The following is an 11689-nucleotide window of genomic DNA, read 5'->3' as shown; positions in this document are numbered from 1 at the left end:
CTGGAACACACCTGGGACCAAGCTCTGACCGCGCGGTGATGGAACCGAGACCAAGCCGTGGCCGACGAAGCGCCGAAATCGGGGCTTATACCCTGTTCACGTGACCGAATCGCCGACCGCTCCCGCCTCGGCGTCGCCGACCGACGCCGAAGCCGACACCCCACGGCACCGCTACACCGCGGAACTGGCCGGGGAGATCGAGGGCGCCTGGCAGCAGACGTGGGCCGAGTCGGGGACGTTCAACGTGCCCAACCCGGTCGGGTCGCTCGCGCCCCCCGAGGGCACACCGGTTCCCGCCGACAAGATGTTCGTGCAGGACATGTTCCCGTACCCATCGGGAGAGGGACTGCACGTCGGGCATCCGCTCGGCTACATCGCCACCGACGTGTACGCCCGCTACTACCGGATGATCGGCCGTAATGTGTTGCACGCGTTGGGCTTCGACTCGTTCGGGCTGCCCGCCGAGCAGTACGCGATCCAGACGGGCACGCATCCGCGCACCCGCACCGAGGCCAACATCGTCAACTTCCGTCGCCAGCTGGGCAGGCTGGGGTTGGGGCACGACGCGAGACGTAGCTTCTCCACCACCGACGTCGACTTCTACAAGTGGACCCAGTGGATCTTTCTGCAGATCTACAACGCGTGGTTCGACCCGACGACTCAGGCAGCCAGACCCATCTCCACCCTAGTGGCCGAATTCGACTCCGGCGCAAGGAGTCTCGACGACGGTCGGTCGTGGTCGAACCTGTCGGCGGGTGAGCGCGCCGATATCGTCGACTCGTATCGGCTGGTGTATCGGGCCGACTCGATGGTCAACTGGTGCCCCGGTCTGGGCACGGTGCTGGCCAACGAGGAAGTGACCTCCGACGGCCGCAGCGATCGCGGTAACTTCCCGGTGTTCCGCAAGCGACTGCGGCAGTGGATGATGCGCATCACGGCCTACTCGGACCGGCTGCTCGACGACCTGGATCATCTGGAGTGGCCCGACAAGGTCAAGGCCATGCAGCGCAACTGGATCGGCCGGTCCACCGGCGCTGCGGTCCTGTTCGGCACCGGTGGCGGCGATATCGAGGTGTTCACCACCCGGCCGGACACCTTGTTCGGCGCCACCTACATGGTGCTGGCACCCGAGCACGACCTGGTCGACACGTTGGTCGCCGACCAGTGGCCGGCCGGCGTGGATCCGCGCTGGACGTTCGGGGCGGCCACGCCCGCCGAGGCTGTCGCCGCCTACCGGGCGACGATCGCCGCGAAATCCGACCTCGAGCGTCAGGAGAACAAGGCCAAGACCGGCGTCTTCGTGGGCAGTTACGCGACCAATCCGGCCAACGGCCAACAGGTTCCGGTGTTCATCGCCGACTACGTGCTGGCCGGTTACGGCACCGGCGCGATCATGGCGGTGCCCGGTCACGACCAACGCGACTGGGAGTTCGCCCACGAGTTCGGCCTGCCCATCGTCGAGGTGATCGCGGGCGGCGATCTCACGCAGTCGGCGTACAACGGCGACGGCGAGTTGGTCAACTCCGACTACCTGAACGGACTGAGTGTCGCCTCGGCGAAGGAGGTGATCACCGAGCGGTTGTCCGCCGCGGGCCGGGGCCGGGCGCGCATCGAATACAAGCTGCGGGACTGGTTGTTCGCCCGGCAGCGCTACTGGGGCGAGCCCTTCCCGATCGTCTACGACGCCGACGGCCGTGCGCATCCCCTCCCCGAATCGGCGCTGCCGGTCGAGCTCCCCGACATCCCGGACTACGCGGCCGTGCAGTTCGACCCCGACGACGCCGACAGCGAGCCCTCGCCGCCGCTGGGCAAGGCGACCGAGTGGGTGCACGTCGAACTGGATCTCGGCGACGGTCTGCGGCCCTACACCCGCGACACCAATGTGATGCCGCAGTGGGCGGGCAGCTCCTGGTACGAACTGCGCTACACGGACCCGTACAACAAGGAAGAGCTGTGCGCCAAGGAGAACGAGGCGTACTGGATGGGTCCGCGGCCGGCGGAGCACGGCCCGCACGACCCCGGCGGGGTCGACCTGTACGTCGGCGGTGTCGAGCACGCGGTGCTACACCTGCTGTACGCGCGGTTCTGGCACAAGGTGCTCTACGACCTCGGTCACGTCACGTCCCGGGAGCCCTATCGCAGGCTGGTGAACCAGGGCTATATCCAGGCGTTCGCCTACACCGATGCCCGCGGCGCCTATGTGCCCGCCGCCGAGGTCACCGAGCGCGACGGCAAGTTCTATTACGAGGGCGCCGAGGTCAACCAGGAATTCGGCAAGATCGGCAAGAGCCTGAAGAACTCGGTGTCGCCCGATGAGATCTGCGACAACTACGGCGCCGACACCCTGAGGGTGTACGAGATGTCGATGGGACCCCTGGAAGCGTCACGGCCGTGGGCCACCAAGGATGTAGTCGGCGCCTACCGGTTCCTGCAGCGGGTGTGGCGGCTGGTGGTCGACGAGGAGACCGGTAGGGAGCGCGCCGCCGAGCACGAGAGCATCGACGAAGAGACGCAGCGGCAGCTGCACCGAACCATCGCCGGGGTCGCCGAAGACTATGCGGCGCTTCGCAACAACACCGCCGCGGCCAAGCTCATCGAGTACACCAACCACCTGACCAAGCAGGGTGTGACGGCACGCGCGGCGCTCGAGCCGCTGGTGTTGATGGTCGCGCCGCTGGCCCCGCACCTGGCCGAGGAGCTGTGGCGCCGGCTGGGCCACGACACGTCGCTGGCGCACGGGCCCTTCCCGGTCGCCGACCCGCAGTACCTTGTCGAGGACACCGTCGAGTACCCGGTGCAGGTCAACGGAAAGGTACGCGGTCGAGTCACCGTCCCTGCCGATGCCGACGCCGACACCCTGGAGGCCGCGGCGCTCGCGGATGAGAAAGTCACCGCGTTCCTCAACGGCGCTACCCCCAAGAAGATCATCGTGGTGGCGGGCCGACTGGTGAACATCGTCGTTTAGCGATCGCCGAGATTGCCACGCCGGGCCGGGCACGACAGTAATGTGCTGCCCGTGGGCAGAGACGTGTTAGCCAACGGCCGGGGGCGATGGCTGGCGTTGGCGGCTTCGATCACCGTCGCGGCCGGCATGTTCTACGCCCAGGGCGCAGAGCGTCCGTGCTGCGCCGAGGTCCCGGCTGCGGCACCGACGGCGCAGGTCTCGGCGCCGCCCGGCGCACCGTCCGTTGCCACTCCCGCGGAGGCCGAACTGCTGGCGGCGAGCGCGCCGGTGGCAAGCCAGGAACTCCCGTTCGCGTTGCCTGCCGGCGTCGCATCGGAGAACGGGTTGCAGGTCCACACCATCCGGGCCGCACGTGCGATCAGCGTGATGTTTCCCGAGATCACCACCATCGGTGGCTTTCGGCAGGATCCGTTGAAGTGGCATCCGAACGGTTTGGCGCTCGACGTGATGATCCCCAACCACGACAGCGACGAGGGCATCGAACTCGGCAACCTCATCGCCGGGTACGCCTTGGCGAACGCGAAGCGATGGGGAGTGATCCATGTGATCTGGCGGCGGGGTTTCTACCCGGGCATCGGCGCGCCCAGTTGGACTGCGGACTACGGCTCGGAAACGGCCAACCACTTCGACCACGTTCATATCGCGACCGACGGTGGCGGCTACCCGACCGGGGACGAAACGTACTTCATCTGAACTGCGCTCGGCACGCCAGGTCACCTCGGGCGGACGATGACCTCGTGGATGTGGGCGTCGCGCGGAGCATTGACGGCATCGGCAATCACCCGCGCGACCGTTTCCGGGCTGAGGAACTGCGCCGCGTCGTACTCGCGCCCCTCGTAGGCGATCAGTTCCTCTTGCATTCCGGTGTCTATCCGGCCCGGATGGATCGACGTGACCCGCAGCGCGGGCTCGTCGGTGCGCAGTGAATCCGCGAAGCCCCGCAGCGCGAACTTGCTCGCCGAATAGGACGCCAGCCCCGGCGAGGCGTTGATACCCGCACCGGAGTTGACGAACACCACATGGCCGCGGGCGCTGCGCAGCGCGGGAAGCAACGGAAGCGTCAACGCCACCGCCCCAACGACGTTGACCGCCATGGTGGCTCGCCACTCGTCGACGGTCGACTCGGCGACCCGCCCCGGATATGACACACCCGCGTTGTGGATCAACACATCCAGCTCGACGATCGGCTCGACGAGGGCCTCGATCGCGTCGACGTCATCGAGATCGATCGGCCAGGTGGTGGCGCCGAACCTCGCCGCGAGCTCATCCAGCGCAGCCGACGGGCGGCCGGCCAGGAACAGCGTGTGGGTGGGCGCCAGTGCGGTGGCGATGGCCGCCCCGACCCCTCGCGACGCTCCGGTGATCATTGCCGTCGGCATGTCGGTACCCTACCGATCTGCAAGTCGGGCCCGGCCGTCGCATGATGGACGCAATGCGATCCGACCACGACTTCGCTCCGACCCAGCTCGCCGCCCGGGCGGCGTATCTTCTGCGCGGCAACGACCTGGGCGTGATGACCACGGCGGCACCGCTGCTGTATCCGCACATGTGGAGTTGGGATGCGGCCTTCGTGGCGATCGGGCTGGCGCCGCTGAGCGTCGAACGGGCGGTCGTGGAACTGGATACGTTGCTGTCGGCTCAGTGGACCAACGGGATGATCCCGCACATCGTCTTCGCCAACGGTGTGGACGGCTACTTCCCGGGGCCGGCGCGGTGGGCGACGTCCGCGCTGGCGGTGCACGCGCCACGCATCCGCCACACGTCGGGTATCACGCAGCCACCCGTGCACGCGATCGCGGTGCAGCGCATCCTCGACCACGCCCGCACCCGCGGCCGGTCCACCCGCGCGGTCGCCGAGTCATTCCTCGACCGACGCTGGGACGATTTGGTCCGCTGGCACCGCTGGCTGGCCGAGGCACGCGACCCGAAGTCACGCGGGCGCGTCACGCTCTATCACGGCTGGGAGTCGGGGATGGACAACTCGCCTCGCTGGGACAGCGCCTACGCCGACGTGGTTCCGGGAGCCGTGCCGGAATACCAGCGGGAGGACAACACGATCGTCACCGACGTCACCCAGCGCCCGTCGGACCTCGAGTACGACCGGTACCTGTGGCTGCTGGAGGAGATGAAGTCGGTCCGCTATGACGACGAGTTGCTGCCGAAGGTGATGAGTTTCGCGGTGGAGGACGTCTTCGTCTCCGCGATCCTGTCGGTGGCCTGCGACGTCCTCGCCGAGATCGGCGAGGACTACAAGCGACCGCACGCCGACGTCCGCGATCTGTACGCCTGGGCGGCACGGTTCCGTGCCGGCGTCATCGAGACCACCGACGAACGCACCGGTGCGGCAAGAGATTTCAATCTACGCACTGATCATCTGGTGCCCACCGAGACGGTGGCGCAGTTCGCCCCGCTGCTGTGCGGCGGCCTGCCGCACGACAAGGAGCGGACGCTGCTGCGACTGCTGGAGGGTCCGCGGTTCTGTGGACATCCCGACCTCAAGTACGCGCTCATCCCGTCGACATCGCCGGTGTCGCGGGACTTCCGGCCACGCGAATACTGGCGCGGGCCGGTGTGGCCGGTGATGACGTGGCTGTTCTCGTGGTGCTTCGCCCGCCGCGGTTGGGCCGAACGGGCGCTCGTCCTTCGCCGCGAGGGTCTTCGGCAGGTCAGCGACGGCACCTTCGCCGAATACTACGAACCGTTCACCGGGGAGCCGCTGGGCAGCATGCAGCAGTCGTGGACAGCCGCGGCAGTGCTGGATTGGCTGGGCTAGCAGGCCGATTCGGCCGGCATCACGCGGCGTTCGCTCTACACGCACTCCACCGACAAGCGCGCACTGTTCACAGGTGTGATTCCATGGGCGGCGGGGCGACGCATTCGGCGGCGCGCAGTGCCGGCCTGCCAGGCGGTAGGCCCTTTCAGCTGGCCCCTTTTCGCCGCACTCAAGTGGCCCACGACAAGTGCCATACGGCGATTAGCTTTGAAAGCATGTTGGTCGCAGGCAACGCTGAAATGCGCCGAGTCGAATCCTCGATTCGCCGCGGCGCCCAGCCGATGACAATGGTCATCGAGCTTTCCTCCGCCCGGCCATCGTTCTATCCCATTCCGTAGCGCCGGCACGGCTCGTGAGGTATCGCGTGCCCCCGCCCGACTGCGTACCAATCACCCTGCTGCAGAAAGTTTTCGAGAGGAAGACCGTTATGGACAATATCGCCGATATGGAGGCTGTGGGCGGTCGCCCACAGCGCGAAGCCGACGCTATGTTTCCGCAGACACCGGCGGCCACAGCCGCGTTTTCCGTGGGTGCTCGTTTCTACTCACCGGCGTTACTCAACCACTGCGTCCGCTCCTATTTGTGGGGAGCGATGTACGGCGCAGCGAACGGCATCGCCTTCGACGACGAGCTGCTCTACGTCTCGGCGATGCTTCACGACATCAGCCTCACCGACGCATTCGACAGTCACCGACTGCCCTTCGAGGAGGCGGGCGGCGACCTCGCGTGGGTATTCGGTGTTGCTGCGGGTTGGCCGGCTGATCGGGCGGCCAGGGCAACGGAGATCATCGTGACGCACATGCGCTACGACCTTGACATATCGCCGGCCGCCGACCCCGAGTCGCACATTCTGCAGGTCGCCACGTCCTGGGAGATAGTCGGACGGCGGCCCGAGGAGTTCCCGCCTGAGGCGAGGGCCGACATGCTGGCTCGCTATCCCCGACAGGGGTTTGGCTCAGAGTTCTTGGCGTGCTTCGAAGATCAGGCGATGCGCAAGCCAAACAGTACCGCTGCCGTGGCCGTTGCGAATGACGTCTCCGGTCTGATCGCCGCCAACCCCCTCGAGGGGCGCATCAAGGCCGGCCCGCTCAACGGTTAGGCGACAATGCATTTCACGGCGCTGGCCAATTTCCGGGAAGACGCCGAGGTGTGTTCGCTGTTCCAGCTCAGTCAGCATCACGGCCCGAAGTGAGGGGACCGAATGTCGCTGGCCTGAGATAGGCTCTAACAGGCATCCGGGCCGCGGACAGCGTCTTTGACAACACGAGGCGTCCTTTCGGACATCAACACTCTCTGCTCATACATGTTTCTCCAACGGGGTGGCGTCCTGCGACGACATTGAGTCGCGAGGCACATCGAGCAGGTGTGGTTGCCCGGATCACACGACTGGAGTTATACGTGCCAGGTCATCTCATCGATGATTCGCCGCTGACGTTCTTCCACATGAAGCTGGCCCTGTACTCATCGGGCGGACCATTCATCGACGGGTATGCGCTGACGATCGTCGGTGTTGCACTCATCACCCTCGAGCCGGCACTGGCGTTGAGTTCGACCGAGAAAGGCCTCATCGGCGCGGCGAGTCTGGTCGGCATCTTCGTTGGAGGTCTGTTCTTCGGCTATCTCACCGACCGGATCGGACGGCGATTCATGTACATCGCCGATCTGCTCGCGCTCGCGCTCTTTTCCATCCTGTCCGGCTTCGCCGCCGAGGCCTGGCAGCTCATCATCCTTTGGTTCCTGCTCGGCGTGGCGATTGGCGCCGACTACCCGATCGCGACATCGCTGCTGGCCGAGTACTCACCGAAGAAGTATCGCGGGACGCTACTTGGCGCCATGTTCGTCGTCTGGGCGATCGGAGCGGCGGCGGCGTTCGTCGTGGCCTACCTGCTGCGCGGTGTCGGCCCTCACGCGTGGCGCTACCTGTTGGCAAGCCCGGCCGTCTTCGCGCTCATCACGCTGCTGGCTCGCCTGGGAACCCCCGAGTCAGCACGCTGGCTGCTGAGCAAAGGCCGCATCGCTCAGGCGGACGCGGCCGTGAAGAAAATCTTCGGCTCCCAGTACAGCGTCGACGATCTTCCGGCGGAGCCGGAGGTGAAGACCTCGTTCGTCAAGGTCTTCCAGCAGCCTTACCTGCGGCGCACCGTCTTCGTGGCGGTGTTCTGGACGGCCCAGGTGATACCGCTGTTCGCCGTCTACACGTTTGCGCCGGATCTCCTCACATCGTTTGGGCTGAAGGGGGACGCGAGCCTCTACGGCGGCTCGCTGATCATTGCGCTGCTCTTCGTCGTCGGCGGTTTTCCGGGCCTATACCTGGTGGAGCGCATCGGTCGCCGCAAGCTGCTACTCGGATCCTTCGCGGTGATCGCGGTCGCATTGGCGATTCCCGTTGTGGTTCCCAATGTTCCGGAGTGGCTGTTCTTCCTGGCACTGGCGATCTTCGCCGTCACTTCCGGTGCCTCGAGCTTCCTCTCGGTCGTCTACCCCAACGAGATCTTCCCCACCGAAGTGCGTGCAACCGGTGTCGGTGTCGGAACCGCCGCCAGCCGGGTGGGATCGGCGGCGAGCACTTACCTGATGCCGCTGGCGCTGACGAGCATCGGTGCCCCAGCAGCGATGGCTATCGGAGCCGCGATCGCCCTGGGCGCGTTCATCATCTGCTACTTCCTGGCTCCCGAGACGCGCGGAATCTCGCTGCATGCCAGTTCCGCGGGCGAGGCTGAAGTGGCTCTGGGCTCGCCGCCGGACCCGCCCTCCGCGATCAAATAAACCAGGACGAAATTCTAGGAGGAACACCTCGCCATTGGGGCGGTCTCGGCGCGCATGCTTCGCTGCTGCTGCGTCGGGGTTACTGAATGTCGGTACCGCGCCGTATTCGCGCTCGGCGACCGGGAAAGTAATTCGCGCCGTGTTACTCGGCCAGGCGCTCGAGCGGGGCCAACGCCTTGGTCAGCGTCTCGAGGTCTTCCTCGCTGAGTTTGCTCAGCAGCGTCGCCAGATGGGCCCGGCGGGCGGCCAGCGCCTCCCGGTGCTGAGACAGCCCGCGAGGCGTGATGTCGACAAGCACCGCCCGCAGATCCGACGGATCACGGGAGCGTTTGACCAGGCCGAGCTTCTCCAGCCGGCGGATCGCCACCGTCGTCGTCGGGGTGCGCACCCGCTCGTGGGCGGCCAAATCCGTCATCCGGATCGGTCCCTGATCGAGCAGCGTCAACAGAATCGACAGCTGGGCCAGCGTGAGATCACCGGCCTCCGCACGGTTGGTGGTGTCTCCGCGGCGGAGAACAGAGAACACCTTGGAGAGCACGCGCTGCAACTCTCCGGCGAGCTCGCCGACAGGCGATTCCGTCTCGACCATAATTCAGGCAGTCTAACCTGTCTGAGGCTGCCAAACTGCAGGACAGCGCGTTTAGCTTCAGAGAACCTGCGACAGAAACCGGCGTAACCGGTCGGTTTCGGCGGCCTCGAAGATGTGGTCGGGCGGTCCCGACTCGACCACCTGCCCGTGATCCATGAACACCACGGCATCCGATGTCGACCTGGCGAAACCCATCTCGTGGGTGACGACGACCATCGTCATGCCGTCCGCGCCGAGATCCGCGATCAATTCCAGGATGCCCTTGACCAACTCCGGGTCCAGCGCCGAGGTCGCCTCGTCGAAGAACATCACCTGCGGGGACATCGCCAGCGCCCGGGCGATCGCGACCCGCTGTTGCTGCCCGCCCGACAGCGTGCCCGGCCGCACGTCGGCCTTGTGCCGCAACCCGACGCGGTCCAGCTGCGCCAGCCCGAGTTCGCGGGCCTGCTCGGCACCGAGCCGCTTGAGCTTGCGCGGCGCCAGCGTCACGTTGTCGAGCACCGTGCGGTGCGGAAACAGGTTGAAGTGCTGGAACACCATGCCGATGCGCTGGCGCAATTGGTCGGGGTTGTCGGCCAGCACCGAGCGGCCGTCGAGCAGGATGTCGCCGCGGTCGGGTTCGTGGAGCCGGTTGAGCGTGCGCAGCAGCGTCGACTTGCCCGAACCGGACGGTCCGATCACCGCCGCCGTGGTGCCGGCGGGCACGTCGATGTCCACCCCGCGCAACACCGGGCTCGGGCCGAACGCGAGGTGAATGCCGGTGGCGCGCAACGACACCGGCTCGGCAACCGTAGACTCGGCCATCAGATCATCTCCTGCGAAGTGGACAGCTCGAGCGGATCTTCCTCGCCGGGTTTGCGGCCGCGCCGCAGCCGGTTGTCGATGAAGTTGACCAGATGCGTCAGCGGGATGGTGAGCAGTAGATAGAAGAGCCCGGCCGCCACCAGCGGGGACAGGTTGCCGGTCTGCGCGTTGAGGTCCCGGCCGACCTGGAACAGCTCACGCTGGTTGGCGACCAGGCCGAGGAAGTAGACCAGCGACGACGCCTTCAACAGCGAGATGAACTGATTCATCAACGCGGGCAATACCCGTCGGACACCCTGGGGTACCACGATCAACCGCATCGAGGCCGGATAGCTGAATCCCAGTGCGCGCGATGCCTCCAGCTGTCCGGGCTCCACGCTCTGGATGCCGGACCGGAAGATCTCCCCGACGTAGGCGGCGGCCATCAGGCCCAGCGCGGCGATGCCCAGCGGATACGGGTTGTTACCGGTCAAGCCACCCACCACCGGCCCGACGCCCAACCCGATCAGCAGGATGATCACCACTTCGGGCAGCCCGCGAAAGATGTCGGTGTACGCCCGCGCCGGCCACCGTAGCCAGCGGGACCGGGAGATCCCGGCGACCGCCAGGCCCATGCCGAGCACCAGCCCGATGACGCTGGCACTGATCGTCAGGATCAGCGTGTTCGGCAGGCCCGTCTTGAACAGATCCGGGATGGCCTGCTTGTAAAGGTCCCAGTCCAGGAACGAGTCGGCCAGCTGCGACAGCGTCGACTTCGGCGCCACGGCCGCCGACGGCGCCTGTTGATGCTCGGCGGCGATCGCCGCGAAGTCCGGCAGCTGCGGTGCCGGCGCCGCCTTGGACCCCGGCTTCCAACCGGGCGGCAACGCACGCGGCACCCAGTCGGAATACAACCGCGACCAGGTGCCGTCGGCGATGACCGCATCGAGCCCCGCGTTCAGCGCGTCGATGAGCGGGCGGTTGTCCTTGGCCACCGCGTAGGCGACGAAATTGTCCAGACTGAACGTGTTTTCGATGATCTGGGCGGGATCGCCGGCCTGCACGGTGCCCTGCGCCTGTTGCGACGGCGCGACCCACGCATCGATCTGCCGCGTCTTGAGGCTGGCATAGACGGTGTTGTAGTCCGGGAACTTCACCGGTTCCAGGTGCAGTGTGTCGATGACATACGCCTCCTGCACGGTGCCCTGCACCACGCCGATGCGCTGGCCTGCCGCCAGCTTGTCGAAGCCGGTGATCGGCGAGCCCGACGGGACGACCAGTGAGAAGTACCCGAAGTCGTAGCCGTTGGTGAAGCCGACGGTGCGCCGGCGCGCATCGGTGGTGGTGATCGACGAGGATGCGGCGTCGAAGCGCCGCGAGGCCGTCTGCGCGAGGAGGCCGGAGAATTCGGTGCCGACGAAGTTGACCTTCAAACCCAGCTTGTCGGCGATGGCGCGCAGCAGTTCGTTGTCGAAACCCGTGAACTGGCCCTGCGAGTTGATGCAGATGCTCGGCGGTGCATCCGAGAGGGTACCGACGGTCAGCGTGCCGGGTGCGCTCAAACCGAGCGCGTTGACGTCGACCGTATTCAGCGGCTCGACCGTCGGTGTCGTGTACTTGTCCTCGGCCGGGCCGGTGGCGGCCTTCGCGAGATTCGTCGGCAGCGCGCTGGCGCTCTGCTCACCGGGTGGCGCGCACTGGTCGGCCGCACCCGCCGGGGCCGCCACTCCGAGGCTCACAACCAGCAGCGCGGTCGACATCGCGACGAACAGTTTCAAGAACCGCATCCCAAGCAAGGTAGTGGGTGCCACCG

At 66.5% G+C, this 11689-nt stretch carries 9 protein-coding genes; 5 read left to right on the top strand and 4 right to left on the bottom strand.

The genetic code is table 11. From position 1 onward, the window contains the following. Nucleotides 1–100: 100 nt before the first annotated feature. Together leuS and ACVWWN_RS04095 are read left to right on the top strand one after the other, a co-directional pair. Entirely contained in the window at nucleotides 101–2965 is a 2865-nt protein-coding gene (leuS, locus tag ACVWWN_RS04100; RefSeq protein WP_457142750.1) for a leucine--tRNA ligase, read from the top strand. 12 nt (nucleotides 2966–2977) lie between these two features. After that, nucleotides 2978–3658 (top strand): glycoside hydrolase, encoded by a 681-nt coding sequence (locus ACVWWN_RS04095; protein ID WP_457142749.1) that lies wholly within the window; start codon nucleotides 2978–2980, stop codon nucleotides 3656–3658. Nucleotides 3659–3678: 20 nt separating this feature from the next. Here ACVWWN_RS04095 and ACVWWN_RS04090 read toward each other — a convergent pair whose 3' ends face one another. Further along, nucleotides 3679–4344: an SDR family oxidoreductase gene (locus tag ACVWWN_RS04090; protein WP_457142748.1), complete on the bottom strand. Its 666-nt coding sequence runs from the start codon at nucleotides 4342–4344 to the stop codon at nucleotides 3679–3681. A gap of 53 nt (nucleotides 4345–4397) precedes the next feature. On the opposite strand from ACVWWN_RS04090, the gene ggh reads away from it, so the two are divergent. The 3 genes from ggh to ACVWWN_RS04075 all read left to right on the top strand — a co-directional run bounded on the left by ggh (nucleotide 4398) and on the right by ACVWWN_RS04075 (nucleotide 8504). Further along, nucleotides 4398–5738 (top strand): glucosylglycerate hydrolase, encoded by a 1341-nt coding sequence (gene ggh, locus ACVWWN_RS04085; protein ID WP_457142747.1) that lies wholly within the window; start codon nucleotides 4398–4400, stop codon nucleotides 5736–5738. A 427-nt stretch (nucleotides 5739–6165) separates the two neighbouring features. Then, a complete protein-coding gene (locus tag ACVWWN_RS04080) occupies nucleotides 6166–6837 on the top strand; it encodes a cyanamide hydratase (RefSeq protein WP_457142746.1) in 672 nt (223 codons plus the stop codon). A gap of 299 nt (nucleotides 6838–7136) precedes the next feature. Then, nucleotides 7137–8504 (top strand): MFS transporter, encoded by a 1368-nt coding sequence (locus tag ACVWWN_RS04075; RefSeq protein WP_457142745.1) that lies wholly within the window; start codon nucleotides 7137–7139, stop codon nucleotides 8502–8504. A 142-nt stretch (nucleotides 8505–8646) separates the two neighbouring features. On the opposite strand, the gene ACVWWN_RS04070 is transcribed toward ACVWWN_RS04075, so the two are convergent. From ACVWWN_RS04070 to ACVWWN_RS04060, 3 genes are read right to left on the bottom strand one after another with little or no spacing between them, the layout of a single operon-like run. Then, complete coding sequence (locus ACVWWN_RS04070; protein WP_457142744.1) at nucleotides 8647–9093, bottom strand: MarR family winged helix-turn-helix transcriptional regulator; 447 nt, start codon at nucleotides 9091–9093, stop codon at nucleotides 8647–8649. 57 nt (nucleotides 9094–9150) lie between these two features. Beyond that, entirely contained in the window at nucleotides 9151–9897 is a 747-nt protein-coding gene (locus ACVWWN_RS04065) for an amino acid ABC transporter ATP-binding protein (RefSeq protein ID WP_457142743.1), read from the bottom strand. After that, nucleotides 9897–11663: an ABC transporter substrate-binding protein/permease gene (locus ACVWWN_RS04060; protein WP_457142742.1), complete on the bottom strand. Its 1767-nt coding sequence runs from the start codon at nucleotides 11661–11663 to the stop codon at nucleotides 9897–9899. Before ACVWWN_RS04060 ends, ACVWWN_RS04065 begins: the two co-directional genes overlap by 1 nt. Nucleotides 11664–11689 lie beyond the last annotated feature (26 nt).

Source organism: Mycobacterium sp. URHB0021 (assembly GCF_054057895.1).
The sequence above is the reverse complement of the archived record's forward strand: the minus strand, read 5'-3'. Positions and strand labels throughout refer to the sequence as shown.

Coding starts and splice junctions, on each gene's coding strand:
- ACVWWN_RS04090 (WP_457142748.1), bottom strand. CDS start 4,344: ATGCCGACGGCAATGATCACCGGAGCGTCGCGAGGGGTCGGGGCGGCC.
- ggh (WP_457142747.1), top strand. CDS start 4,398: ATGCGATCCGACCACGACTTCGCTCCGACCCAGCTCGCCGCCCGGGCG.
- ACVWWN_RS04080 (WP_457142746.1), top strand. CDS start 6,166: ATGGACAATATCGCCGATATGGAGGCTGTGGGCGGTCGCCCACAGCGC.
- ACVWWN_RS04070 (WP_457142744.1), bottom strand. CDS start 9,093: ATGGTCGAGACGGAATCGCCTGTCGGCGAGCTCGCCGGAGAGTTGCAG.
- ACVWWN_RS04065 (WP_457142743.1), bottom strand. CDS start 9,897: ATGGCCGAGTCTACGGTTGCCGAGCCGGTGTCGTTGCGCGCCACCGGC.
- ACVWWN_RS04060 (WP_457142742.1), bottom strand. CDS start 11,663: ATGCGGTTCTTGAAACTGTTCGTCGCGATGTCGACCGCGCTGCTGGTT.